Raw genomic sequence first — 26,793 nt, 5'->3', positions numbered from 1 at the left:
AGGTCGGTGCGCCGTACTCTCTGAGCCCGAACTGGCCTACGGGTGTCCTCGCAATGCCGGTCAGTAGGGCCCTGCGTGGAATTCATAGCTGCGCCGTAGTTCTTCCACGATCTCCGCCATGCGGGCCGCTGTTTCGGGCGTCTGCGGCACGCCGACTTCAGCGGCACGTTCGTGCAACTCCTGCGTCAAGTGCGGTAGGCCGTAGCGCGTCTCGTCCTTGCGCAAAGCCGTTGCTCGCTCATCGCTGCCCTCTTTGTAACGGTCAGCCATGGCCCTGCCTGCTGCATAACGCATCTTGCCGGCAGCCTGGCCTGCTGCGCCGGCCAGGCCGAACGCCTTGTCAGGAACCTGTGGCTTTCCCGGTTCCTGCTGTGGCGCTGCCACGAGGGCGGCTCTGTCCAGCTGGCTGATCTCGCGCTCGATCTCTTTGCCGATGGCCTCGCGGACCTTCTGGAAGGCGGCTTCGTCCGGTGCCAGGAGCACCAGGAAATCTCCCAGTTCCTGCTTGTCGAGGTCGATGTCGTTGGGCTCGGTGGAGACTGTCTCCGATGCGTAGCTCACCTGGCTGCCGAGGATCTGGTACACATCGCTGCGGTAGTAGGTGAGTGCATTCGCCAGGTTCTTGCGAATTTCCGGCGCCACATGCTTGCCCCCGGCTCCCTTTTCGCGGGTGTACTCGGTGACCACGATTTCCAGAGCCCGACTGTTTTCTTCCGGCAGAGTCTTGGTGGGGGACTCTGGGGCAGGCTGCCCCGCCGGCTTCCCGGTGATTGCGGTCTCGAGTGCGGATCCGCATGCGTCGACAGGTCCAGAGGGGGATGCGGTTCCCGTTTCCGACAGTACGGCCCAGCAATCCGCAGCCCCATGATCGGTCTGTGCTCGCCCGAACCACATCCAGGCCCCCGCCGCGGTCGTCGCTGCGAGAATGACGGCAAGTGGAATGAACGATCTCCGGCTCTTCTTGCGGATGGTACTGGTCATAGCTGTCACCTCCGCTCTCCAGCAGACCCTTCGGCGCGGTTGATGCCCATGCCGTACGAGGACTCTGCCCATCGGCGAATATCGCCCAGGCGCCCTTCGCGACTCTTGATGTCTTCTTGCGAAATCATGAGGGACTCCGCACGGGTGTTGATCATTTGCTCTAGGCGAGGATATCCGTTCCTCTCGTAGTGCTCGATCAGTTGTTCCTTGGTTTTTCCTGCCACATCGTTGTTCAGGGCTTCGGCGTGCTTCCCTGTGCCGATGTCTATCATGCGTTGGATCGTATCGCCGACAACAGGGATCCCGGTGACCGGTATGCCGGACGTGTGATAGTTGTAAACCTTCGCCCAGTTGTTCTGGGATATCTGGTTGTCCCGTTGGTCACCCAATACGTCGGCCCGGATGTAATCCAGCTGGCCCATCGTCTTCCCGGCGTCGTGAGCGATCCCTCTGGCGGCGTCGTTCTCTCCCTTGGGTGTGTGCTTGAAATCATCGGCCGTCAGGTTGCCGATGCGTTCACTGATATGCCCGATCTGCGAGTCGTGCACTACGCGGAAGGCGCCCCCGTCTTCGGCGACGCCTCGGATGAACCGGTTCATGGTTTCCGTACTTACGGACAGGCCGTTTGTGTCGGTGGCATAGCCGGCTCCAGTGAGGTCGACCTGGGACACGAGGATCTCGTGCACATCCGCCGGATAGTACGCGAGGGAGTTCGCCATGTTCACCCGGATGTTCTCCGGCATGGCGCTCTGGTCGACCTTCGTGATCTCCGCGTACGACGTGATGACGTCTTGCAGCACGCGCGCCTGCGCGGCCGTGTGCTTCGTGAAGTCCTCCGGGACGGGGGTTCCGGGAGCGTGGCCGGTGGTGGCGGCTTCTAGAGCGGCGCCGAAGCCCACATGACTGTCGGCGTCCAGGACATCCCCTCGGTAGACCGGCATGCCGTCCTTGTGGGACGCCTTGTACTCGTTGACGACCTCCCAGTCGCGCTTTGTCTGGAGGTACTCGAGATTGTCGTCGAACTTCCGGATGCCTCGGTCGCCTTCCGCGGGCCAATAGCTCTGGGAGTCGAAATAGGCCGTCGCGGCATCAGGCGTTCTGCTCATCACGCCCAGGAGGCCGTCGAGGGGGTCATTGGCGAACCAGCCATCGGTCTTACCGGGCTTCTGGGCGTCGAACTTGTGGTCGACATCCCAGATGTTCTTGTCGCCGCCCCGGGTGGGATCCTCTGCCGTTCGTATGCCTTCGGCAAGGTCGAGGAGGAACGGTGCGCTGTACCCGTCACCGTGCTGCATCAAGGTGACAAGGCTCTGGTAGCCCAGAGCCTTCTGATCGCCGATGGTGGCTCGGTGCACCTGCGTCGCGATGGTGTCGTACTCCTTGGTGCCGGCCTTTCTGATGTCCTCCGTCCACGTGTCGTAGAACCGGCCGTTGTCCGACGAGCGCCATTTCGCGAACTCCTCGGCGTAGGCCCGGGAGCCCACCTCCAGGACCTTGCCGTCCCTCTTGAACGGGGGGACCTGTGTCGCTGCCGAGATGGTGTTCGCCAGGCCCTTCTGCACCGCGAGGTACGAGCCCCTTTCCTTCGTGCTCTCGAAGTACGCGAAGTCGTTGAGCTTGTTGGCCAGCTTGAGCGTCCCGTCGGCGCCCAGGCTGGAAAGGAACGTCTGGCCCCACTTCGTGCGGTGCTCGAAGGCCTCGTTGTTGTTGTCGCGCAGGATGCGGGAGAGGTTGTCGACCTCCGCCGTCGACACCTTGTCGCCGTTGTTGAGCCGGGTGGTGACGTCCTTCGCGTACTCCAGCTCGTACTGCTCGATGTCGCTCTTGGCGCCCGCGTTGAAGCCGTTGGGCGTGGCGTCCTTGCCGCCGGACTCCTTGTTGCTGTCCTTCACCGCGGTCGTCAGCGCCAGCTTCACCCCGGCGTCCGCGTCCTCGAACGCCTTGACGTACTTCTGGATCTGCTGCTCCCAGCTCTGCGCCGCCCGGTTGTACTGGGCGAGCAGGGTCTGGCCGTCGGGGTCGTGGACGAGGGCCCGCTTCACGTCTGCGGACAGGTCGGGGCGTACGGAGCCCTCGGCGTCCACGGCCATCTTGTCCTTGCGGGCGTCCGCGACCACGGACTCCAGCCGCTGCTTCAGTTCCGTGAACTGCCCGTGGGCGTCCCGCAGGAGCCCGGCGATGGCCCTGGCCTGGGTCTGGGCCGCGCCGTACTCGTACTGGGTGCCCTCGAAGTTGGCGTAGGCCCTGCTCTGGGCGAGTCCCTGCCAGTTGCCGGCGCCGAGGGACAGTCCCTTGGTCGCCGCCGCGTAGGCGGACTCGGCCTTCTTGAGCTCGGCGGCCATGTCGTCCCACGCCTTGGCGGCGGCGGTGAGCTTGCCGTAGTCGGTCGACATGACCTTCTTGTAGGTGAGCGCCATGTCTACCGCACCCCTCCGTACGGAGCCGAGAAGGGATCAGGCTTCAGCAGCGGACTGAAGTCGCTGTAGACCTCGAAGTCCTGGCCCAGGAAGTTCCTGCGCACCACGCGGAGGTTGTGCGCCTCGGTGGACAGGCGGCCCAGCAGGTTCTTGACCTGCGTGTCCCAGGTCGTCGCGACGGTCTTGAGGCCCGCGGCCGTGTCCCAGCCCGAGAAGGCCGTGGTCGCCTCGGTCGTCTCCTCGTCGGCCGTCTTCGCCGCGGTGGAGGTCTGCGTCCTGACCTCGCCCTCCAGTTTGCCCGCGGCTTCCTTCTTCTTCGCCGGGTCGGAGCCGAAGTCCGGCGAACCGCCCCCGCCCCCCGGCGCGGCCGCCTGGTTCAGCCGCGTCGCGGAGGTCTGGCGGGTGGCAGCCTCAGTGCGCAGCTGTGCCCATTCCTCTTCGAATCCCATCGTTCTTCCCCCGTCCGGTACACGAACCGAAGTGGCCGAGCTGATGATCGAATGTCCGACAGTTGTATCAAGCCACGGTGGCGGGGGCCCAACGCCCTTGCCCCCGCCACCGAACGCACACATCCGCCCCACAGGTCGCGTACGGCCCCCGGACGGCGAGGAGCCCCGCCGGCCAAGGCCCCCGCCCCCAAAGGCGCCGCCCCGCCCCCGAAGGCACCGCCCCGCCGGCCCAGGCAGCACCCCGCCACCCAAGGCCCCCGCCCCCAAAGGCACCGCGCCGTCGGCCAACAGCACCCCGCCGGCCCAAGGCACCGCCCCCGCCCGCCCGAGGCCCCGCCTCACGCGTCCGGCATCCGCCCCAGCTGGACCAGCGACGTGCCGCCCTTGCGTGAGACGTAGTAGCCGCGGCCCGGCGGCATCGGGTGCGGGCGGACCATGCCCAGCAGGTCGCCCTCCTGCGGGTCGCCCGACATGACGACGCCCTGCGCGCCCAGCTCCCTGATGCGCTGCATGAACGCGTCGTACATGGCGCGCGACGCGCCCGCCGTCGAGCGGGCGATGATGAAGCGGACACCCGTGTCCCGGGCGAACGGCAGGTACTCCTCCAGCGGACCCAGCGGGTTGCCGGAGCTCGTCGCCACCAGGTCGAAGTCGTCGATCATGATGAAGATCTGCGGCCCCGACCACCAGCTGCGGTCCCGCAGCTGCTGCGGCGTGACGTCCGTCGGCGGCTGGCGGCGCTGGAACACCCCGGCCAGCGCCTCCATGTGCATCTGCAGGGAGCTCGCCATCGGCGCGTACTCCAGCAGGTGCTGCTCCGGCAGCGCGCCGAGCAGTGCCCGCCGGTAGTCGCCGACCACCAGCTTCGCCTCGTCCGGGCTGTACCGCTCGGAGATCTGCTTGGCCAGCAGCCGCAGCAGGTTCGTCTTGCCGGACTCGCTCTCGCCGAAGACCAGGAAGAACGGGTCCGTCTCGAAGTCGACGAACACCGGCGCCAGGTTCGTCTCGTCGATGCCGATCGCCACACCCTGCCGGGGGAAGTCCCAGCCGCTCGGCAGCCGGTCCGCGGGCACCGAGCGCGGCAGCAGCCGCACCGCGGGCGCCGCCGGGCCGGACCAGGAGGACCGCACCGTCCGGACGAAGGCGGCGGTCGCCTCGGGCAGGTCCGCCGGGCTGCTCGACGCGTCGATACGCGGCAGCGCCCCCATGAAGTGCAGCTTCTGCGGCACCTGGCCGCGGCCCGGCACCCCGGTCGGTACGTTCGCGGCGACCCGCCGGTCGAACTCCGAGTCCATCGTGTCGCCCAGGCGCAGCTCCAGCCGGCCCAGCACCAGGTCCTTGATCGACGCCCGCAGCTCCATGTACCGGGTCGCGGTGATCACGACGTGGACGCCGTAGCCGAGGCCCCGCGTCACGATGTCGGTGATCCGCTCGTCGAGGCCCTCGTGGTCGTTGCGGAACGTGCCCCAGCCGTCGATGACCAGGAACACGTCGCCCCACGCCTCTCCCGGCAGCTCGCCCGCCGCCCGCTTGCGCCGGTAGGTCGCCATGGAGTCGATGTTGTGCGCGCGGAAGAACTCCTCCCGGCGGTTCAGCACCCCGAGGACCTCGGAGACGGTGCGCCGCACCCGCTCCGGGTCGAGCCGGGACGCCACCCCGCCCACGTGCGGCAGGTCCGCCAGCGAGGACATGCCGCCGCCGCCGAAGTCCAGCCCGTAGAACTGCACCTCGCTCGGCGTGTGCGTCAGCGCGAACGACGCGATCAGGGCCCGCACCAGCGTGGACTTGCCGGACTGCGGGCCGCCCACCACCAGCAGGTGCCCGGCCGCCCCGGAGAAGTCCTGGTAGAGCACCTCACGCCGCTGCTCGAACGGCTTGTCGATCAGGCCGAGCGGAACCACCAGGCCGCCCGGACGGTGGTACTCCGTCGCCGTGAATCCCCGGTCCGCCGTGGGGGCGAGCCCCGGCAGCAGCTGGTCGAGCGGCGGAGCCTGGTCCAGCGGCGGCAGCCACACCTGGTGGGCCGGCACGCCCTGCCCCTCCAGCCGGCGCACGATCACGTCCAGCACCGTGTCGGCCAGCGCCTCGTCCTCCTCCGGCACCGCCGCGGCCGCGACCGCCGCCGGGTCGGGCGCCGCGTACACCACGGGCACCGGCGCGGCCGTGAACAGCACGGGCCGCCGCTCGACGGCCGGTTGGCCGCCCGTCACCCGAGGCCCGCCGGAGCGGTACGCCCCCGACACGTACGCCGCCTTGAAGCGGACCATCTCGTCCGTGCCGAACTTCAGGTACCCCGAGCCGGGCACCGACGGCAGGTGGTACGCGTCCGGCACGCCCAGCGCCGTACGGGACTCCGCCGCGGAGAACGTCCGCAGGCCGATGCGGTACGACAGGTACGTGTCGAGGCCGCGCAGCCGGCCCTCCTCCAGACGCTGCGAGGCCAGCAGCAGGTGCACACCCAGCGACCGGCCGATGCGGCCGATCTGGATGAACATGTCGATGAAGTCCGGCTTCGCCGTCAGGAGTTCGGAGAACTCGTCGATGACCAGGACCAGCGAGGCCAGCGGTTCCAGGGCCGCACCCGCCGCGCGGGCCTTCTCGTAGTCGTGGATGTTCGCGAAGTTGCCGGACGCGCGCAGCAGTTCCTGCCGCCGCTGCAGCTCGCCGCGGATCGCGTCGCCCATGCGGTCCACCAGGGTCAGGTCGTCCGCCAGGTTGGTGATGACCGCGGCCACGTGCGGCATCTGCGACATGCCGGCGAAGGTGGCGCCGCCCTTGAAGTCGGCGAGGACGAAGTTCAGGGTCTCCGAGGAGTGCGTGACCGCCAGCCCCAGCACCAGCGTGCGCAGCAGCTCCGACTTGCCGGAGCCCGTCGCGCCCACGCACAGCCCGTGCGGGCCCATGCCCTCCTGCGCCGCTTCCTTCAGGTCGAGCATGACCGGGGCGCCGTCCTCGCCCACGCCGATCGGCACCCGCAGCCGCTCCGCCGTCGACCGCGGCCGCCAGGTCCGCGCCACGTCCACGGACGAGGCGTCACCGAGGTTCAGCAGGTCCGTGAAGTCCAGGTTCGCCAGCAGCGGCTCGTCGTCGTCGCCCCCGCCCATGCGCAGCGGCGCCAACTGGCGCGCCAGCGCCTCCGCGGCCTCCGGCGCCAGCGCGTCCGGCACGCCCAGGTACGCGTACCCGGCGCCCGACTCCAGCCGCAGCCGCCCGGGGCGCACCACGACGGACAGGCCGCCGCGCGGCTCGTCCAGTTCGCCGCCGACGACCTCGATGATGGTGACGCCCTGGAGCCCCTCCGGTGCCGCGAAGAGCGACTCCGGGGGCACGATCCCGCCGTCCAGCACCACCACGATGTGCGGCTGGTCCAGCAGCGGGGCGCCGTCCCGGCTGAACCGCGGCCGGCCGTCCAGCCTGTCCCGCAGCAGCTCCTCCAGCTCCCCGAGGTCGTCGCCGAACAGCCGCCGGGTGCGGCCCCGTCGACGCGGCCGGGCGCCTGCGCGTGCGGCAGCCACTTCGTCCAGTCCCAGCGGGCCGCCGCGGCCGGCCCCGCCACCACGGCGACGACCAGGTCCTCCGGGGACTGCAGCGTCACGAGCTGCGCCACCATCGCCCTGGCCGCGGCGTGCGCCGACTGGGGCTCACCGGACACCGTCACGTGGTAGAAGGCCCGCATCGACACGGCCATCGGCAGCCCGTCCAGCGAGCCGTGCACCGCGAGGAAGCGCTGCATCGCGCCCGCGCACAGCGGTTCCAGCTCGTCGACGGGGGCCGTGTCGGGGGCCACGAGGGGCGTCGCCAGCTGCTGGGCGCCGAGCCCGATGCGGACCTGGCCGAAGTCGCCGTCGCCGATGCGCCGCTCCCACAGCCGCGACCCCTCGGCCACGATCGACCAGAGCTGCTCGGGGGAGGGGTGCAGGTAGAACTGCGCGTCCCGCTGGGCCCGCGCGGTCCTGCGCACCGTGCGCCGGGTCTGGGCGAGGTACTTGAGGTAGTCGCGCCGCACGTCGGCGATCTCGCCCTGGGTGCCGCGGCGGTAGCGGACGAGCTGGGCGATGACCATGCCGATGGTCGACACCAGCATCAGCATGCCCATGATCCGCATGAAGGGCGGCATGTTCGGCATGAAGAAGAAGACGACGGAGGACCCCATGCCCAGCATGGGCAGGAGCTGCATGAGCATGCCCTCCTGCTGCCCGCGGGGCAGTTCGGGAGGGGACTCCAGTTTCAGGTCCTCCGTGGGGACTTCCGGCGGAAGCGACCTCGGCGGGCGTTTGACGACGATCTGGCTCACCCGAGCATCCATCCCTCGATACGGACGAAGACGGACGGCAGTCCCGCACCGGCGCCCCCGCGACAGGTTCGGCTCGCGGCTTCGGTCACGACACGGACCCCGCCCGGTTGCCCTGACGGGTCGCGGCCGCGAAGTGGCCCGGCCGCGCCGCGGGTTCCCGAGTGCCGGACCCCGTACGGGGCCCGCCCGGCGGAGCCGCCGCGGCACCGTACCGGCCGCAGAGCCGGTCCGGCACGCCCGACGCTGCCGGAGCCCGCCCGGAAGGCGCCCGCCCGGAAGGCGCCCGCCCGGAAGGCGCCCGCCCGGAAGGCGCCCGCCCTGACCGGCGGCCGCCGCCCGCAGGCCGCCGCCGGGACGGCTGCCCGGGGCCCGACGGCCGGCCGGCAGCGCCTGCCGCCACCCGACGGCCCGGCGTCCAGCCGACCCGGCGGCGGACCGCCGGCGCCGACCGCCCGACGGGCGACCACCCTGCGGCGACCCCTCGGCGGAGCCGCCCGACAGCGGGCCGACCCGACGCACACACGCCGTGCGCCCGCCGCCCTGCGGCCGCGGGCCCGACGGTCGCACCCGCCCTGCCGGGGCAGATGCCCGCCGCCGGGCGCCGGCCCCGGCCCGCCCACCCGGGCGCTCACCCGGCCGAAGGCCGCCGCGCACGGTTGCCCGCCTGACGGTTGCCCGCCTGACGGCTGCCCGCCCGGCGACCGGCCGTCCGAAGAGCGGCCACCCGCCCGCACCGGCCACCGCACGGCCCGGAAAGCCGCACACCAGGCACCCATGAGCCACCGTCACCACGAAGTCCGCGGATTCCCCCGCGCCGCGGAGCGCGCCCGCGTACGACGGACGTCCACCGCGATCGCGGACGCCCCCTCGGCTCCGGCCGCCCGGCCGGCGCCGCGGACGCCGCCCGCGCGACGGTGATCCTACTTGCAGGTCCTCACACCGCTCCCCGGTAGGGTGACGCGCGCACCGTGCGCAACCGCGAATCCGGGATTAACAGGGGGTCCAGACACGTGAGTACGAGCGCAGCGACCGGCTTCTGCCGCGTCACCGTCGTCGCGCCCGACAGCCGCATCGACGTGGCGCTCCCCGAGGACATCGCGGTCGCCGACATCCACCCCGTCATCCTGCGCCTCACCGGCCAGACCCAGGCCGTCGCCACCCCGACCGGCTACCACCTGGTGCGCCGCGACGGGACGGTGCTCGACGGGGCGCGCACCCTGGTCGCCCAGCAGGTCCTCGACGGCGAGGTACTGCTGCTGCGGCCGTTCGCGCAGTCCCTGCCCCCGGCCGTCTTCGACGACGTCGCCGACGCGGTCGCCTCGGCCGTCACCCGGGACCGCCACCTGTGGCGCGACGACATGCTGCGCGGCGCCGGCCTCGTCGGCGCCGTCCTGCTGCTGCTCCTGATGGGCTTCGTCCTCTGGTACGCGGACCCCGTCCGCCACGACATGCACGGGCTGCCCGGCATCGTCGCCGGCGCCGCCGGACTACTGCTCACCGCCTTCGCGGGGGTACGGGCGCGGGTGTACGGGGACCGGTCCGCGGCCGTCGCCTTCGGCCTGGGCGCCCTGCCGCTGCTGCTCGTCGCCGGCTCCGGCATCATCGGCCCGGACGCCGGGCACGGCCCCGGCCGCCTGCAGTTCCTGCTGGGCTGCGTGACCGTCCTCGTCGCCGCCGTCACGCTCGTCGCCCTCGCCCCCGGCGGCGACGCGCCCTTCGTCGCGGCCACCTTCGTCGCCGTCGCCGCCACCCTCGCCACGTTCGCCGCCATCCTCACCGAGGCGTCCGCCACCGCCACCGCGGCGGTCTGCGCCCCCGTCGCGGTCGGGCTCGTCGCGTTCCTGCCGGGCCTGTCGGCCCGCTTCGCCCGGCTGCCCATCGGCTACGCGGCCCCCGCGGGCCGTCCGCCGACTTCGACGCCGACGGCGACGCGGACGCCCGGCCCGGGGCCCAGCCCGTCGAGGCCGACCGGATCGCCGTCCAGGCGCGCCGCGGCCACGAGCTGCTGCTGGGCCTCGTGGGCGGCTGCGCGGCCCTCGTCGTCGGCTCGGCCGCCGTCCTCGGCTTCGCCGGCAGCGTGTGGGGGCAGCTCCTCGCCCTCGCGGCGGGACTCGCCATGCTGCTGCGGGCCCGGCTCTTCCGCTACACCTCGCAGGTGGCCTGCGCCCTCGTGGCGGGCCTCGCCGCGATCGGGCTGCTCGTCCTCGGCCTGGCCCTCAACCCGCCGGCGGACCTCGTCAGGGAGTTCCTCCAGTACGGTGACCGGGGCGGCCTCGACATCCGCACGGTGTGGCTGGCCGCCGCCCTGGCCGCCGGGGCCGCGCTGGCCACCGCGGTCGGGCTCGTCATCCCCAGGAAGGGCCTGTCCCCGTTCTGGGGCCGCCTCCTCGACCTCGTCGAGGGTGCCGTGCTGCTCTCCCTGGTGCCGCTGTGCCTGGCGGTGCTCGACGTGTACTCCGCCGCCCGCTCCCTCACCAGCTGACGGCCCCCGGGAAGGGCCGCTCCACGGGCTGGTACGCTGTGTGACGGCCGTTTGTGTACGCGCCCCCGGATCATCTGGGAGCAGCGCCCATCGCGCCTCCGCCCGACGAGTCACGGAAGCCCCCCTGAGAAGCAGACCAGGGGCACTCGCGGGCGCTTCGAACACATCACGAGGAGTACGCGTGTCTCTCGACGCCGCCACGAAGAAGCAGATCATCGCCGAGTTCGGCACCAAGGAGGGCGACACCGGCTCCCCCGAGGTCCAGGTCGCGCTGCTGTCCCGCCGCATCTCGGACCTGACCGAGCACCTCAAGGCCCACAAGCACGACCACCACTCCCGCCGTGGTCTGCTGATCCTGGTCGGTCAGCGCCGCCGCCTGCTGCAGTACCTGGCCAAGAAGGACATCCAGCGCTTCCGCGCGCTGGTCGAGCGCCTCGGCATCCGCCGCGGTGCGGCCGGCGGCGCCAAGTAAGACGCCGTGAAGGGAGCGGTTCCCGACCGACCGGGAGCCGCTCCCTTCGCCGTATACGCGGCACGGAGCCGTACGCACCAAGGCGTGCGGCAGCCGGCCGCACGGCACCGGGGCACGGACGTACCGGCGCGGGCGCGCAGTCGCGGACCCCCTCAGAGGGGCGTGCGCGGGCGCATTCGACGTACGTGCACATGCGATCCTGGGCCCTGGCTCAGTAATCTGGTCGCACAACGCCATAACGACAACACCATGAACGCCGTCAGCGCGGGTACGACCGACGCTGAGGGCACAGGAGAGACCGCCTCGCCGCCGCCGGTCCTCGGTAGTGGCCCCCGGGCACCACCCGCACGGGTGCACCCGGGTGCTTCGATCGAAGACCGGCCCGCACACAAGGCGCGATCCCTCCACCCCCGTCCCGCGCCACACGGGCGCAGGGACGCAAAGACGACACACAAACGGAGAAACCACTGGTGGAGAACGAGACCCACTACGCCGAGGCCGTCATCGACAACGGCTCCTTCGGCACCCGCACCATCCGCTTCGAGACGGGCCGCCTCGCCCGTCAGGCCGCCGGCTCCGCCGTGGCCTACCTGGACGACGACACCATGGTGCTGTCGGCCACCACCGCGTCGAAGCAGCCCAAGGACCAGCTCGACTTCTTCCCCCTGACGGTGGACGTCGAGGAGCGGATGTACGCGGCCGGCAAGATCCCCGGCTCCTTCTTCCGCCGCGAGGGCCGGCCCTCCGAGGACGCCATCCTCACCTGCCGCCTCATCGACCGCCCGCTGCGCCCGTCCTTCAAGAAGGGCCTGCGCAACGAGATCCAGGTCGTCGCGACGATCATGGCGCTCAACCCCGACCACCTGTACGACGTGGTCGCCATCAACGCCGCCTCCGCGTCGACCCAGCTCGCCGGCCTGCCCTTCTCCGGCCCGATCGGCGGCGTCCGCGTCGCTCTGATCCGCGGCCAGTGGGTGGCCTTCCCCACCCACAGCGAGCTGGAGGACGCCGTCTTCGACATGGTCGTCGCCGGCCGTGTGCTGGAGGACGGCGACGTCGCGATCATGATGGTCGAGGCCGAGGCCACCGAGAAGACGATCACCCTCGTCGAGGGCGGCGCCGAGGCGCCGACCGAGGAGGTCGTCGCAGCCGGCCTGGACGCCGCGAAGCCGTTCATCAAGGTCCTGTGCAAGGCGCAGTCCGACCTCGCCGCGAAGGCCGCGAAGCCGGTCGGCGAGTTCCCGATCTTCCTGGACTACCAGGACGACGTCCTGGAGGCGCTCACCGCCGCCGTCAGGACCGAGCTCGCCCAGGCCCTCACCATCGCGGGCAAGCAGGAGCGCGAGGCCGAGCTGGACCGCGTCAAGGCCGTCGCCGCCGAGAAGCTGCTGCCGCAGTTCGAAGGCCGCGAGAAGGAGATCTCCGCGGCGTACCGCTCCCTGACCAAGAGCCTGGTCCGCGAGCGCGTCATCAAGGACAAGGTCCGCATCGACGGCCGCGGCCTCACCGACATCCGCACCCTGGCCGCCGAGGTCGAGGCCATCCCGCGGGTGCACGGCTCCGCCCTGTTCGAGCGCGGCGAGACCCAGATCCTGGGCGTCACCACGCTGAACATGCTGCGCATGGAGCAGATGCTGGACACCCTCTCCCCGGTGACCCGCAAGCGCTACATGCACAACTACAACTTCCCGCCGTACTCCACCGGCGAGACCGGCCGCGTCGGCTCCCCGAAGCGCCGCGAGATCGGCCACGGAGCCCTCGCCGAGCGGGCCCTCGTCCCGGTCCTGCCGACCCGCGAGGAGTTCCCGTACGCGATCCGCCAGGTGTCCGAGGCCCTCAGCTCCAACGGCTCGACGTCCATGGGCTCGGTCTGCGCCTCCACCATGTCGCTGCTGAACGCCGGTGTGCCGCTCAAGGCCCCGGTCGCCGGCATCGCCATGGGCCTGATCTCCCAGGAGATCGACGGCCAGACCCACTACGTCACCCTCACCGACATCCTCGGTGCGGAGGACGCCTTCGGCGACATGGACTTCAAGGTCGCCGGCACGAAGGACTTCGTCACCGCCCTCCAGCTCGACACCAAGCTGGACGGCATCCCGGCCTCCGTCCTGGCCGCGGCCCTCAAGCAGGCCCGCGACGCCCGCCTCCACATCCTCGACGTGATGATGGAAGCGATCGACCGCCCGGACGAGATGTCCCCGAACGCCCCGCGGATCATCACCGTCAAGATCCCCGTGGACAAGATCGGTGAGGTCATCGGCCCCAAGGGCAAGATGATCAACCAGATCCAGGAGGACACCGGCGCCGAGATCACCATCGAGGACGACGGCACGATCTACATCGGCGCCGCCGACGGCCCGGCCGCCGAGGCCGCCCGCGCCACGATCAACAGCATCGCCAACCCCACCATGCCGGAGGTCGGCGAGCGCTACCTGGGCACGGTCGTCAAGACCACCACCTTCGGTGCGTTCGTCTCGCTCCTCCCGGGCAAGGACGGCCTGCTGCACATCTCGCAGATCCGCAAGCTCGCCGGCGGCAAGCGCGTGGAGAACGTCGAGGACGTGCTCGCGGTGGGCTCCAAGGTCCAGGTGGAGATCGCCGAGATCGACCAGCGCGGCAAGCTCTCCCTCATCCCGGTCCTCGCCGACGACGAGGCCGCCGAGGGTTCCGACTCCGACACGAAGGCTGACGCCGACCAGTGACGTCCCGCAGTCTCCGGCTGACGGCCCGCACCTCCTCGGAGGCGCGGGCCGTCGCCCGTACCCAAACGCTTCTCCCCGGCAAGGACGGCATCGGCACCGTCCGCCGCACCACCCTCCCCGGCGGCCTGCGCGTCGTCACCGAGACCCTGCCGTCGGTGCGCTCCGCCACCTTCGGCATCTGGGCGCACGTCGGCTCCCGCGACGAGACGCCCGCGCTCAACGGCGCCACCCACTACCTGGAGCACCTCCTCTTCAAGGGCACCCGCCGGCGGTCCGCCCTCGACATCTCCGCCGCCGTCGACGCGGTCGGCGGCGAGATGAACGCCTTCACGGCGAAGGAGTACACCTGCTACTACGCGCGCGTGCTGGACACCGACCTGCCGCTCGCCATCGACGTCGTCTGCGACATGCTCACCGGGTCCCTGGTCCGCGAGGAGGACGTCGACGCCGAGCGCGGCGTGATCCTCGAAGAGATCGCGATGACCGAGGACGACCCCGGCGACGTCGTCCACGACCTCTTCGCCGCCACCATGTTCGGCGACACCCCGCTGGGCCGCCCGGTCCTCGGCACCGTCGACACGGTCAACGGCCTGACGCGCGACCAGATCGCCCGCTTCTACCGGAAGCACTACGACCCGACCCACCTCGTGGTCGCCGCCGCCGGCAACATCGACCACGCCACCGTCGTCCGGCTGGTCCGCCGCGCCTTCGAGCAGGCCGGCGCGCTCTCCCGCACCGACGCCGTCCCCGTCGCCCCGCGCGACGGCCGGCGGGCCATCCGCACCGCCGGCCGCGTCGAGCTGCTGAACCGCAGGACCGAGCAGGCCCACGTCGTCCTCGGCATGCCCGGCTACGCCCGCACCGACGACCGCCGCTGGACCCTCGGCGTGCTGAACACCGCCCTCGGCGGCGGCATGTCCTCCCGCCTGTTCCAGGAGGTCCGGGAGAAGCGCGGACTGGCCTACAGCGTCTACTCGTACACCTCGGGCTTCGCCGACTGCGGCCTGTTCGGCGTGTACGCGGGCTGCCGGCCCAACCAGGTCCACGACGTGCTGCGCATCTGCCGCGACGAACTCGACCGGGTCGCCCGCGAGGGGCTCACCGACGACGAGGTCCAGCGGGCCATCGGCCAGCTCAAGGGCTCCACCGTCCTCGGCCTGGAGGACACCGGCGCGCTGATGAACCGCATCGGCAAGAGCGAGCTGTGCTGGGGCGACCAGATGTCCGTCGACGACATGCTCGCCCGCATCGCCGCCGTGACCCCCGACGACGTACGGGACGTCGCCGCCGACCTGCTCAGCCGGCGCCCCTCCCTCGCCGTGATCGGCCCGCTCAGGGACAAACAGGCGGACCGCCTCGAAGAAGCCGTCTCCTGACCAGCCGGAAACCCGCACCTCCCGTAAGGAAGCAAGCATGAGCAAGCTGCGCGTGGCCGTCCTCGGCGCCAAGGGCCGCATCGGCTCCGAGGCCGTACGGGCCGTGGAGGCCGCCGACGACATGGAACTCGTCGCGGCCCTCGGCCGGGGCGACGACCTGGACGTCCTCACCGACACCGGCGCCCAGGTCGCCGTCGAGCTGACCACCCCCGACTCGGTGATGGGGAACCTCGACTTCTGCGTACGCCACGGCATCCACGCCGTCGTCGGCACCACCGGCTGGACCGACGAGCGCCTCGCGCAGCTCACCTCGTGGCTGCACGCCTCACCGGAAACCGGCGTCCTCATCGCGCCGAACTTCTCCATCGGCGCCGTGCTGACCATGAAGTTCGCACAGATCGCCGCCCCGTACTTCGAGTCCGCCGAGGTCGTCGAGCTGCACCACCCCAGGAAGGTCGACGCGCCCTCCGGCACCGCGACCCGCACCGCCCAGCTCATCGCCGCCGCCCGGGCGGAGGCCGGCTGCGCCCCGCAGCCCGACGCCACCACGACCGCACTCGACGGAGCGCGCGGCGCCGACGTCGACGGCGTCCCCGTGCACGCCGTACGGCTCCGGGGCCTGCTGGCCCACCAGGAAGTGCTGCTCGGCGCCGAGGGGGAGACCCTCACCATCCGCCACGACTCGCTGCACCACAGCAGCTTCATGCCGGGCATCCTGCTGGGCTGCCGCCGCGTCGTCACCGCCCCGGGCCTCACCTTCGGCCTGGAGCACTTCCTCGACCTCGGATGACCGGCATGGGTGCGAAGATCTCCTACTTCGTCATGGCCGCCTTCCTGGTCGTGTACTTCGTCCTGGTCGGCGGCCGCGGCGTGGCCCTGATCCAGCAGGGCACGGCCCTGACTGCGGCCCTCGGGGTCTCGGCGCTGGTCCTGCCCGCCATCGGCGTCTGGTTCCTCTGGGTGAACACCCGGTTCGTCACCCGCGCCAACCGCCTCGCGGCGGAGCTGGAGGCGGAGGGCGGGCTGCCCGTCGACGAGCTGCGCCGCCTCCCGGGCGGCCACATCGACCGCGACTCGGCGGACGAGGTGTTCGCGCGGCGCCGCGCCGAGACGGAGGACTCACCGGACGACTGGCGCTGCTGGTTCCGTCTCGCCGTCGCCTACCGGGACGCCCGGGACACCCCGCGCGCCCGCAAGGCGATGCAGCGGGCCATCGCCCTGCACACGTCCGCCCGGCACTGACCCCGCCGAGCACGGCGGGCGGCCGCTCGGCGCGGCAGCCGGGCCCGTCCACCGGGTGACGCGACGCTCGGGCGGCCGGGCGCCGTGCTGTCGGCAGCACGGCACGGCGGTGGCACCTGAAGCCCGTACGGCCGGTCGGGCCGCCGCGCGACCGGCCGAGGGGCCGGGTCAGGCGCGTACGCGGGTCCGGCCTGCGGGCACCGCGGCCGCGGCGACGGCAGGGCCCGCGTGCGGCCCGTACTCGGCGTTCCACGCCTCCACGGTGTCCGCGGCCCGGTCGAAGGCCTCCACCCGGGCCAGGAAGTCCGCGTTGTGGTCGGTGAGCAGCGTCATCGGCTCGCCGTCGGCGCCGTGCCGCACCAGCACGAGGGCCTGCCCCTGCACGGTGCGGGGCAGACCCAGCCAGCGCACCGGCTGCTGCACCGTCCGCATGGAGGCGACCCGGGACCACGGCACGGTCACCGTGCGGAAGAACCGCACCCGCCGCACCCCCTCCCGGCTCACCCACGTGCCGACCCGCAGCAGCCGCAGGGCGACCAGCAGCACCGCGGCCGCGGCCCCGGCGCACGTACCGGCCGCCGCGGCGTCCCCGGCCAGGGCGATGACCAGGGTGGCCAGCAGCATGAAGGCCGTGACGAGCAGCGCCACCGCGGCCGCGGCGACCCGCCACGGGCCCGGACGGTAAGGACGGCGCCACTGGTCGTGGTCGTCGAAGGGCAGGGCCAAGTCGTCGCCGTCGGCTCCATAAGCACGGTCGGCCGTCAGAAAAGGCAGGGGCACGACTGATCCTTCACTCTTGCGCACGCTCGTTCGGGCTGTGCCCGGTGAGGCTACCCAGCCCCTGCGCGCACGGCCACAGCAGGGGCCCGTACGCGTCAGCGGCCGTCGGCGGCCTCGGACTGCTGCGCGGGCCCGGCCGCGGGGCCGGACTGCAACGCCGGCATCCCGAACAGCAGCGACCCCACCAGGCCCGCCACCGCAGTCAGCCCGATCAATGTACGACCCGCTATCTGCGACAGCGTCGGACGCGGGCGCGGCGGAGGGGTGACGTTGCTGCGGAAGCTGTCGGTCTCCGCGGTGAACGCGAACGGGACGGCCTCGGGGCGGGACATGAGGGCGGGCCTCCTTCGAGGAGCGGCTGCCAGGACGTGGGGCTCACCCGTACAGACGCACGAACGCGCCGTTTGGTGCCCAAGGTGCCGGAAGTCCGATGTCGGAGCCTGGCCGTAGAGTGGGCGCGGCCCGAGCGACGTGTGACAGGAAGGACCCGTCGGTGACCGACATCACCCCCGCAGGCAAGACCGAAGAGGCGCAGGACGTGAAGCCCGGCTTCCGCAGCGACGTGACCGTCGAGCTGGTCAAGCACAGCGCCTCCGACACCGACGTGCTGTGGGCCGCCCGGGTCTCCACCGCGGGCGAGCAGTCGCTCGACGAGCTGAAGAAGGACCCGGAGCGCTCGAAGGGCCTGATCAACTTCCTCATGCGGGACCGGCACGGCAGCCCGTTCGAGCACAACTCGATGACGTTCTTCATCAGCGCCCCGATCTTCGTGTTCCGCGAGTTCATGCGGCACCGCGCGGGCTGGTCGTACAACGAGGAATCGGGCCGCTACCGCGAGCTGCAGCCGGTCTTCTACGTCCCGGACGCCTCACGCAAGCTCGTCCAGGAGGGCCGCCCCGGCAAGTACGTCTTCGTCGAGGGCTCGCCGGAGCAGCACGAGCTGACCTCCCGCGCCATGGAGCAGTCGTACGTCCAGGCCTACGAGGCGTACCAGGAGATGCTCGCCGCCGGCATCGCCCGCGAGGTCGCCCGCTCGGTGCTCCCCGTCGGCCTGTACTCCTCCATGTACGCCACCTGCAACGCCCGCTCGCTGATGCACTTCCTCGGCCTGCGCACCCAGCACGAGCTGGCCAGGGTGCCGTCCTTCCCGCAGCGGGAGATCGAGATGGTCGGCGAGAAGATGGAGGCGCACTGGGCGCAGCTCATGCCGCTCACCCACGCGGCGTTCAACCACAACGGCCGCGTCGCACCGTGAGGCCGTCGTGACCGATCCGGTACAGATGTACGGATCAGCCGTCCGAAGTGTCCGTATTGCGGCATTCTGAGAAGTTCATCTAGCCTGATCAATACGGACCCGGCACTGCTTGAACCCCCGAGCAGGCAGTGCCGGGCTCCCCTTCCGTACGTCCCCGAGGGGACGCCGCGCGCTGAGCAGCGAGTAGCGTGTTACCCATGGCTCCGATCTCCACTCCGCAGACCCCCTTCGGACGGGTCCTCACCGCTATGGTCACGCCGTTTACGGCGGACGGCGCGCTCGACCTCGACGGCGCACAGCGGCTCGCCGCCCATCTGGTGGACGCAGGCAACGACGGCCTGGTCGTCAACGGCACCACCGGCGAGTCCCCGACCACCAGCGACGCGGAGAAAGACCAGCTCGTACGGGCGGTCCTGGAGGCGGTCGGCGACCGGGCCCACGTCGTCGCCGGCATCGGCACCAACGACACCCGGCACACCCTGGAACTGGCCCGCGCCGCCGAGCGCGCCGGCGCGCACGGCCTGCTCGCCGTCACGCCGTACTACAACAAGCCCCCGCAAGAGGGCCTGTACCGCCACTTCACAGCCATCGCGGACGCCACAGAGCTCCCCGTGATGCTGTACGACATCCCCGGCCGCAGTGGCGTGCCCATCGACACGGAGACGATCGTCCGCCTCGCGGAGCACCCCAGGATCGTCGCCAACAAGGACGCCAAGGGCGACCTCGGCCGGGCCAGCTGGGCCATCGCCCGCTCCGGTCTCGCCTGGTACTCCGGCGACGACATGCTCAACCTGCCGCTGCTGTCCGTCGGCGCCGTCGGCTTCGTCTCCGTCGTCGGCCACGTCGTCACCCCGGAGCTGCGCGCCCTCCTGGAAGCGCACCTCAGCGGCGACGTCCAGAAGGCCACCGAGGTCCACCAGCAGCTGCTGCCCGTCTACACCGGCATGTTCCGCACCCAGGGCGTGATCACCACCAAGGCCGCGCTCGCCCTGCAGGGCCTGCCCGCCGGGCCGCTGCGCCTGCCCCTCGTGGAGCTGTCCCCGGGGCAGACCGCGCAGCTCCAGGCGGACCTCGCGGCGGGCGGCGTCGCCCTGTGACGGCGACCGGCACACGACTTCACAACTGAACAGTCCACCCACCCCTACGAAGTCACACGCGCCACGTGTCTCAGCGGCACGTGGCGCGTGTGGTGAGGAGAGACTTTTGAGCCATCCGCACCCTGAACTCGGCGCTCCGCCCCGCCTCCCCGCGGGCGCTCTGCGCGTCACGCCCCTCGGCGGTCTCGGCGAGATCGGCCGGAACATGACGGTCTTCGAGTACGACGGCCGCCTGCTGATCGTCGACTGCGGTGTCCTCTTCCCGGAGGAGGAGCAGCCGGGCGTCGACCTGATCCTGCCGGACTTCACCACGCTGCGGGACCGTCTCGACGACATCGAGGCGATCGTCCTCACGCACGGCCACGAGGACCACATCGGCGGCGTCCCCTACCTGCTGCGCCTGAAGCCGGACATCCCGCTGATCGGCTCCAAGCTGACCCTCGCCCTGATCGAGGCGAAGCTGCAGGAGCACCGCATCCGGCCGTACACCCTGGAGGTCGCGGAGGGCGACCGGGAGCAGATGGGATCCTTCGACTGCGAGTTCATCGCGGTCAACCACTCCATCCCGGACGCCCTGGCCGTGGCCATCCGCACCCCCGCGGGTCTGGTCGTGCACACCGGCGACTTCAAGATGGACCAGCTGCCGCTGGACAGCCGCCTCACCGACCTGCACGCCTTCGCGCGCCTCAGCGAGGAGGGCATCGACCTCCTGCTGTCGGACTCGACGAACGCCGAGGTGCCCGGCTTCACCGCCCACGAGCGCGACATCTCGAACGTCATGCGCTCGGTCTTCGCGGGCGCTCAGCGCCGCATCATCGTGGCCAGCTTCGCCAGCCACGTGCACCGCATCCAGCAGGTCCTGGACGCCGCGTACGAGTACGGCAGGAAGGTCGCGTTCGTCGGCCGCTCGATGGTCCGGAACATGGGCATCGCCCGCGACCTGGGCTACCTGCGCGTCCCGCCGGGCCTCGTCGTCGACGTGAAGACCCTCGACGACCTCCCCGAGCACGAGGTCGTGCTGATCTGCACGGGTTCCCAGGGCGAGCCGATGGCGGCACTGTCCCGCATGGCCAACCGGGACCACCAGATCCGCATCGTGCAGGGCGACACCGTGATCCTGGCGTCCTCGCTCATCCCGGGCAACGAGAACGCGGTCTACCGCGTGATCAACGGCCTGACCCGGTGGGGCGCGAACGTCGTCCACAAGGGCAACGCCAAGGTGCACGTCTCCGGCCACGCCTCGGCCGGCGAGCTGCTGTACTTCTACAACATCTGCAAGCCCAGGAACCTGATGCCGGTCCACGGCGAATGGCGCCACCTGCGGGCCAACGCCGAGCTGGGCGCCCTCACCGGCGTCCCCAAGGACCGGATCGTCATCGCCGAGGACGGTGTCGTCGTCGACCTCATCGACGGCAGGGCCAGGATCACGGGCAAGGTCCAGGCCGGGTACGTGTACGTGGACGGCCTGTCCGTCGGCGATGTCACGGAGGTGCACCTCAAGGACCGCCGCATCCTGGGCGAGGAAGGCATCGTCTCGGTGTTCGTCGTGGTCGACTCCACGACGGGCAAGATCGTCGGCGGCCCGCACGTCCAGGCCCGCGGTTCCGGCATCGACGACGGAGCCTTCGACGAGGTCCTCCCGAAGATCGAGGAGGCCCTGAACCGGTCGGCGCAGGACGGTGTGGTCGAGCCCCACCAGCTCCAGCAGCTGATCCGCCGCACGATCGGCAAGTGGGTCTCCGACGGCTACCGCCGCCGGCCGATGATCCTGCCGGTGGTCGTGGAGGTCTGACGCCTCGTCGGCTGCGCACGGGAGCGGGGCGCCCTCGATTTGCATCGGGGCGCTCCGCTCCAGTACGTTTACGGCTCCGCCCGCCGGGGAACCCGCGGCGCCATGCGCGCCCGGACCGTGATCCGGCGGACCGGGAAATCCGACTCAGAAACTCTGATAAAGTCGGATCAGCCGAAAGGCAAAGGCCCTCCAACGGCCACCGGAAACGAAATCCGAACCGGAAACGGAACGGGAAAAGGATCTGGTAAGGTTGGAAACACCGAAGGGAAGCGCCCGGAGGAAAGCCCGAGAGGGTGAGTACGAAGGAAGCGTCCGTTCCTTGAGAACTCAACAGCGTGCCAAAAGTCAACGCCAGATATGTTGATAACCCCGTCTCTTGGAGACGAGGTTCCTTTGAAAAACACAGCGAGGACGCTGTGAACCGGGAGATTATTCCTCTCCCGGTTCCGCTCAACGCGAGTGTTGACCCGGATCACCGGGAAGCATTCACGGAGAGTTTGATCCTGGCTCAGGACGAACGCTGGCGGCGTGCTTAACACATGCAAGTCGAACGATGAACCACTTCGGTGGGGATTAGTGGCGAACGGGTGAGTAACACGTGGGCAATCTGCCCTGCACTCTGGGACAAGCCCTGGAAACGGGGTCTAATACCGGATACGACCACTTCAGGCATCTGATGGTGGTGGAAAGCTCCGGCGGTGCAGGATGAGCCCGCGGCCTATCAGCTTGTTGGTGAGGTAACGGCTCACCAAGGCGACGACGGGTAGCCGGCCTGAGAGGGCGACCGGCCACACTGGGACTGAGACACGGCCCAGACTCCTACGGGAGGCAGCAGTGGGGAATATTGCACAATGGGCGAAAGCCTGATGCAGCGACGCCGCGTGAGGGATGACGGCCTTCGGGTTGTAAACCTCTTTCAGCAGGGAAGAAGCGAAAGTGACGGTACCTGCAGAAGAAGCGCCGGCTAACTACGTGCCAGCAGCCGCGGTAATACGTAGGGCGCAAGCGTTGTCCGGAATTATTGGGCGTAAAGAGCTCGTAGGCGGCCTGTCACGTCGGTTGTGAAAGCCCGGGGCTTAACCCCGGGTCTGCAGTCGATACGGGCAGGCTAGAGTTCGGTAGGGGAGATCGGAATTCCTGGTGTAGCGGTGAAATGCGCAGATATCAGGAGGAACACCGGTGGCGAAGGCGGATCTCTGGGCCGATACTGACGCTGAGGAGCGAAAGCGTGGGGAGCGAACAGGATTAGATACCCTGGTAGTCCACGCCGTAAACGTTGGGAACTAGGTGTGGGCGACATTCCACGTCGTCCGTGCCGCAGCTAACGCATTAAGTTCCCCGCCTGGGGAGTACGGCCGCAAGGCTAAAACTCAAAGGAATTGACGGGGGCCCGCACAAGCGGCGGAGCATGTGGCTTAATTCGACGCAACGCGAAGAACCTTACCAAGGCTTGACATACACCGGAAACATCTAGAGATAGGTGCCCCCTTGTGGTCGGTGTACAGGTGGTGCATGGCTGTCGTCAGCTCGTGTCGTGAGATGTTGGGTTAAGTCCCGCAACGAGCGCAACCCTTGTCCCGTGTTGCCAGCAGGCCCTTGTGGTGCTGGGGACTCACGGGAGACCGCCGGGGTCAACTCGGAGGAAGGTGGGGACGACGTCAAGTCATCATGCCCCTTATGTCTTGGGCTGCACACGTGCTACAATGGCCGGTACAAAGAGCTGCGATACCGTGAGGTGGAGCGAATCTCAAAAAGCCGGTCTCAGTTCGGATTGGGGTCTGCAACTCGACCCCATGAAGTCGGAGTCGCTAGTAATCGCAGATCAGCATTGCTGCGGTGAATACGTTCCCGGGCCTTGTACACACCGCCCGTCACGTCACGAAAGTCGGTAACACCCGAAGCCGGTGGCCCAACCCCTTGTGGGAGGGAGCTGTCGAAGGTGGGACTGGCGATTGGGACGAAGTCGTAACAAGGTAGCCGTACCGGAAGGTGCGGCTGGATCACCTCCTTTCTAAGGAGCACTTCTCACCGAGCACCTGGTGCTTGGTCAGAGGCCAGTACATCAGCGAGTGTCTGATGCTGGTTGCTCATGGGTGGAACGTTGACTATTCGGCCTGGTGCATGGGTCGAAGACCGCTAGTACTGCCTCGTCAGGGGCGTGGAACGTGTGATCTTCGGACGTGGCCGGGTCGGGCGCGCTGTTGGGTGTCTGAGGGTGCGAGCGTTGCTTGCCCTTCATGCGCCGGCCCCAGTGAACTCGCTGCTTTGTGGCGGGGTGATGGGTGGCTGGTCGTTGCTTGAGAACTGCACAGTGGACGCGAGCATCTGTGGCCAAGTTTTTAAGGGCGCACGGTGGATGCCTTGGCACCAGGAACCGATGAAGGACGTGGGAGGCCGCGATAGGCCCCGGGGAGCTGTCAACCGAGCTGTGATCCGGGGGTGTCCGAATGGGGAAACCCGGCAGTCGTCATGGGCTGTCACCCGCTGCTGAACACATAGGCAGTGTGGAGGGAACGCGGGGAAGTGAAACATCTCAGTACCCGCAGGAAGAGAAAACAACCGTGATTCCGGGAGTAGTGGCGAGCGAAACTGGATGAGGCCAAACCGTATGTGTGTGATACCCGGCAGGGGTTGCGCATGCGGGGTTGTGGGATCTCTCTTCTGTTGTCTGCCGGCAACAGGGCGAGTCAGAAACCGTTGATGTAGGCGAAGGACATGCGAAAGGTCCGGCGTAGAGGGTAAGACCCCCGTAGCTGAAACATCAGCGGCTTGCTTGAGAGACACCCAAGTAGCACGGGGCCCGAGAAATCCCGTGTGAATCTGGCGGGACCACCCGCTAAGCCTAAATATTCCCTGGTGACCGATAGCGGATAGTACCGTGAGGGAATGGTGAAAAGTACCGCGGGAGCGGAGTGAAATAGTACCTGAAACCGTGTGCCTACAAGCCGTGGGAGCGTCGCGCAAGGACTTGTCCTTGCGTCGTGACTGCGTGCCTTTTGAAGAATGAGCCTGCGAGTTTGCGGTGTGTTGCGAGGTTAACCCGTGTGGGGTAGCCGTAGCGAAAGCGAGTCCGAATAGGGCGTTTCAGTAGCACGCTCAAGACCCGAAGCGGAGTGATCTAGCCATGGGCAGGTTGAAGCGGAGGTAAGACTTCGTGGAGGACCGAACCCACCAGGGTTGAAAACCTGGGGGATGACCTGTGGTTAGGGGTGAAAGGCCAATCAAACTCCGTGATAGCTGGTTCTCCCCGAAATGCATTTAGGTGCAGCGTCGTGTGTTTCTTGCCGGAGGTAGAGCACTGGATAGGCGATGGGCCCTACCGGGTTACTGACCTTAGCCAAACTCCGAATGCCGGTAAGTGAGAGCGCGGCAGTGAGACTGTGGGGGATAAGCTCCATGGTCGAGAGGGAAACAGCCCAGAGCATCGACTAAGGCCCCTAAGCGTACGCTAAGTGGGAAAGGATGTGGAGTCGCAGAGACAACCAGGAGGTTGGCTTAGAAGCAGCCACCCTTGAAAGAGTGCGTAATAGCTCACTGGTCAAGTGATTCCGCGCCGACAATGTAGCGGGGCTCAAGCGTACCGCCGAAGTCGTGTCATTGCAGCATGAGGGCCAACGCCCGCTGTGATGGGTAGGGGAGCGTCGTGTGCCGGGTGAAGCAGCACCGGAAGGTAGTTGTGGACGGTTCACGAGTGAGAATGCAGGCATGAGTAGCGATACACACGTGGGAAACGTGTGCGCCGATTGACTAAGGGTTCCTGGGTCAAGCTGATCTGCCCAGGGTAAGTCGGGACCTAAGGCGAGGCCGACAGGCGTAGTCGATGGACAACCGGTTGATATTCCGGTACCCGCTTTGAAGCGCCAACGCTGAATCCAGCGATGCTAAGCCCGTGAAGCCGCCGGCTGAGTCTTCGGACGAGGTCGGAGTGGTGGAGCCGGTGAACCGGACTGGTAGTAGGTGAGTGATGGGGTGACGCAGGAAGGTAGTCCAGCCCGGGCGGTGGTTGTCCCGGGGTAAGGGTGTAGCCCGAGGGGTAGGTAAATCCGTCCCTCATGTAAGGGTGAGACCTGATGCCGAGCCGATTGTGGCGAAGTGGATGATCCTATGCTGTCGAGAAAAGCCTCTAGCGAGTTTCATGGCGGCCCGTACCCTAAACCGACTCAGGTGGTCAGGTAGAGAATACCGAGGCGTTCGGGTGAACTATGGTTAAGGAACTCGGCAAAATGCCCCCGTAACTTCGGGAGAAGGGGGGCCATGTCTGGTGATGGCACGTGCTGCCGGAGCTGGGTGTGGCCGCAGAGACCAGCGAGAAGCGACTGTTTACTAAAAACACAGGTCCGTGCGAAGCCGTAAGGCGATGTATACGGACTGACGCCTGCCCGGTGCTGGAACGTTAAGGGGACCGGTTAGCTCCATTTCGGTGGGGCGAAGCTGAGAACTTAAGCGCCAGTAAACGGCGGTGGTAACTATAACCATCCTAAGGTAGCGAAATTCCTTGTCGGGTAAGTTCCGACCTGCACGAATGGCGTAACGACTTCTCGACTGTCTCAACCATAGGCCCGGTGAAATTGCACTACGAGTAAAGATGCTCGTTTCGCGCAGCAGGACGGAAAGACCCCGGGACCTTTACTACAGTTTGATATTGGTGTTCGGTTCGGCTTGTGTAGGATAGGTGGGAGACTGTGAAGCTTGGACGCCAGTTCAGGTGGAGTCGTCCTTGAAATACCACTCTGGTCGTGCTGGATGTCTAACCTGGGTCCGTGATCCGGATCAGGGACAGTGTCTGATGGGTAGTTTAACTGGGGCGGTTGCCTCCTAAAGGGTAACGGAGGCGCCCAAAGGTTCCCTCAGCCTGGTTGGCAATCAGGTGTTGAGTGTAAGTGCACAAGGGAGCTTGACTGTGAGACCGACGGGTCGAGCAGGGACGAAAGTCGGGACTAGTGATCCGGCGGTGGCTTGTGGAAGCGCCGTCGCTCAACGGATAAAAGGTACCCCGGGGATAACAGGCTGATCTTCCCCAAGAGTCCATATCGACGGGATGGTTTGGCACCTCGATGTCGGCTCGTCGCATCCTGGGGCTGGAGTCGGTCCCAAGGGTTGGGCTGTTCGCCCATTAAAGCGGTACGCGAGCTGGGTTTAGAACGTCGTGAGACAGTTCGGTCCCTATCCGCTGTGCGCGTAGGAATATTGAGAAGGGCTGTCCCTAGTACGAGAGGACCGGGACGGACGAACCTCTGGTGTGCCAGTTGTTCTGCCAAGGGCATGGCTGGTTGGCTACGTTCGGGAGGGATAACCGCTGAAAGCATCTAAGCGGGAAGCCTGCTTCGAGATGAGTATTCCCACCCACTTGATGGGGTAAGGCTCCCAGTAGACGACTGGGTTGATAGGCCGGATATGGAAGCACCGTGAGGTGTGGAGTTGACCGGTACTAATAGGCCGAGGGCTTGTCCTCAG

The 26,793-nt window shown here is 68.5% G+C and carries 13 protein-coding genes, 2 rRNA genes and 2 pseudogenes; 11 read left to right on the top strand and 6 right to left on the bottom strand.

Annotation, left to right across the window (positions count from 1 at the left end; genetic code table 11):
• Positions 1–60: 60 nt before the first annotated feature.
• From L6E17_RS05640 to eccCa, 4 genes and pseudogenes are all read right to left on the bottom strand, one after another.
• Positions 61–981: a hypothetical protein gene (locus L6E17_RS05640; protein WP_236239695.1), complete on the bottom strand. Its 921-nt coding sequence runs from the start codon at positions 979–981 to the stop codon at positions 61–63.
• A 5-nt stretch (positions 982–986) separates the two neighbouring features.
• Positions 987–3,398, bottom strand: coding sequence for a PPE family protein (locus tag L6E17_RS05635; protein ID WP_236239694.1), 2,412 nt, complete (start codon positions 3,396–3,398; stop codon positions 987–989).
• Between the two features lie 2 nt (positions 3,399–3,400).
• On the bottom strand, positions 3,401–3,847 hold the full coding sequence (locus L6E17_RS05630) for a hypothetical protein (protein WP_236239693.1): 447 nt from the start codon (positions 3,845–3,847) through the stop codon (positions 3,401–3,403).
• A gap of 338 nt (positions 3,848–4,185) precedes the next feature.
• Positions 4,186–8,141 (bottom strand): annotated as a pseudogene (eccCa, locus tag L6E17_RS05625) (type VII secretion protein EccCa).
• Between the two features lie 1,010 nt (positions 8,142–9,151).
• Between eccCa and eccD the strand changes: the two are divergent.
• The 6 genes and pseudogenes from eccD to L6E17_RS05595 all read left to right on the top strand — a co-directional run bounded on the left by eccD (position 9,152) and on the right by L6E17_RS05595 (position 16,415).
• Positions 9,152–10,623, top strand: a pseudogene (gene eccD, locus L6E17_RS05620) (type VII secretion integral membrane protein EccD).
• Positions 10,624–10,804: 181 nt separating this feature from the next.
• Positions 10,805–11,095 (top strand): 30S ribosomal protein S15, encoded by a 291-nt coding sequence (rpsO, locus tag L6E17_RS05615; protein WP_071266937.1) that lies wholly within the window; start codon positions 10,805–10,807, stop codon positions 11,093–11,095.
• 470 nt (positions 11,096–11,565) lie between these two features.
• Positions 11,566–13,797, top strand: a complete 2,232-nt coding sequence (locus tag L6E17_RS05610; RefSeq protein WP_236239692.1) for a polyribonucleotide nucleotidyltransferase — start codon at positions 11,566–11,568, stop codon at positions 13,795–13,797.
• Complete coding sequence (locus L6E17_RS05605) at positions 13,794–15,173, top strand: pitrilysin family protein (RefSeq protein WP_236239691.1); 1,380 nt, start codon at positions 13,794–13,796, stop codon at positions 15,171–15,173. The genes L6E17_RS05610 and L6E17_RS05605 overlap by 4 nt, the downstream gene beginning before the upstream one ends.
• A gap of 37 nt (positions 15,174–15,210) precedes the next feature.
• A complete protein-coding gene (gene dapB / locus L6E17_RS05600) occupies positions 15,211–15,963 on the top strand; it encodes a 4-hydroxy-tetrahydrodipicolinate reductase (RefSeq protein WP_236239690.1) in 753 nt (250 codons plus the stop codon).
• Positions 15,964–15,968: 5 nt separating this feature from the next.
• Positions 15,969–16,415 carry a hypothetical protein gene (locus L6E17_RS05595; RefSeq protein WP_236239689.1) on the top strand — a complete coding sequence of 149 codons (447 nt, stop codon included), beginning with the start codon at positions 15,969–15,971 and terminating at the stop codon, positions 16,413–16,415.
• 168 nt (positions 16,416–16,583) lie between these two features.
• Here L6E17_RS05595 and L6E17_RS05590 read toward each other — a convergent pair whose 3' ends face one another.
• On the bottom strand, positions 16,584–17,195 hold the full coding sequence (locus L6E17_RS05590) for a PH domain-containing protein (protein WP_236239688.1): 612 nt from the start codon (positions 17,193–17,195) through the stop codon (positions 16,584–16,586).
• A gap of 95 nt (positions 17,196–17,290) precedes the next feature.
• On the bottom strand, positions 17,291–17,527 hold the full coding sequence (locus L6E17_RS05585) for a hypothetical protein (RefSeq protein ID WP_236239687.1): 237 nt from the start codon (positions 17,525–17,527) through the stop codon (positions 17,291–17,293).
• A gap of 98 nt (positions 17,528–17,625) precedes the next feature.
• On the opposite strand from L6E17_RS05585, the gene thyX reads away from it, so the two are divergent.
• From thyX to L6E17_RS05560, 5 genes are all read left to right on the top strand, one after another.
• Positions 17,626–18,450, top strand: coding sequence for an FAD-dependent thymidylate synthase (gene thyX, locus L6E17_RS05580; protein WP_236239686.1), 825 nt, complete (start codon positions 17,626–17,628; stop codon positions 18,448–18,450).
• A 197-nt stretch (positions 18,451–18,647) separates the two neighbouring features.
• A complete protein-coding gene (gene dapA, locus L6E17_RS05575) occupies positions 18,648–19,547 on the top strand; it encodes a 4-hydroxy-tetrahydrodipicolinate synthase (RefSeq protein WP_236239685.1) in 900 nt (299 codons plus the stop codon).
• A 106-nt stretch (positions 19,548–19,653) separates the two neighbouring features.
• Positions 19,654–21,339 carry a ribonuclease J gene (locus L6E17_RS05570; RefSeq protein WP_236239684.1) on the top strand — a complete coding sequence of 562 codons (1,686 nt, stop codon included), beginning with the start codon at positions 19,654–19,656 and terminating at the stop codon, positions 21,337–21,339.
• 485 nt (positions 21,340–21,824) lie between these two features.
• A 16S ribosomal RNA gene (locus tag L6E17_RS05565) occupies positions 21,825–23,350 on the top strand.
• Between the two features lie 318 nt (positions 23,351–23,668).
• A 23S ribosomal RNA gene (locus L6E17_RS05560) occupies positions 23,669–26,791 on the top strand.
• The 16S and 23S rRNA genes sit together here, the layout of an rRNA operon.
• Positions 26,792–26,793 lie beyond the last annotated feature (2 nt).

Origin of the sequence: Streptomyces sp. CC228A (genome assembly GCF_021390935.1) — a bacterium.
GTDB lineage: Bacteria > Actinomycetota > Actinomycetes > Streptomycetales > Streptomycetaceae > Streptomyces.
This window is presented reverse-complemented; position numbering and strand designations above follow the sequence as displayed.

Excerpts from the sequence above, each read along its gene's own strand:
- L6E17_RS05640 (WP_236239695.1), bottom strand. The coding sequence starts at position 981 with ATGACCAGTACCATCCGCAAGAAGAGCCGGAGATCGTTCATTCCACTT.
- L6E17_RS05635 (WP_236239694.1), bottom strand. The coding sequence starts at position 3,398 with ATGGCGCTCACCTACAAGAAGGTCATGTCGACCGACTACGGCAAGCTC.
- L6E17_RS05630 (WP_236239693.1), bottom strand. The coding sequence starts at position 3,847 with ATGGGATTCGAAGAGGAATGGGCACAGCTGCGCACTGAGGCTGCCACC.
- dapB (WP_236239690.1), top strand. The coding sequence starts at position 15,211 with ATGAGCAAGCTGCGCGTGGCCGTCCTCGGCGCCAAGGGCCGCATCGGC.
- L6E17_RS05595 (WP_236239689.1), top strand. The coding sequence starts at position 15,969 with ATGGGTGCGAAGATCTCCTACTTCGTCATGGCCGCCTTCCTGGTCGTG.
- L6E17_RS05585 (WP_236239687.1), bottom strand. The coding sequence starts at position 17,527 with ATGTCCCGCCCCGAGGCCGTCCCGTTCGCGTTCACCGCGGAGACCGAC.
- thyX (WP_236239686.1), top strand. The coding sequence starts at position 17,626 with ATGTCGGAGCCTGGCCGTAGAGTGGGCGCGGCCCGAGCGACGTGTGAC.
- dapA (WP_236239685.1), top strand. The coding sequence starts at position 18,648 with ATGGCTCCGATCTCCACTCCGCAGACCCCCTTCGGACGGGTCCTCACC.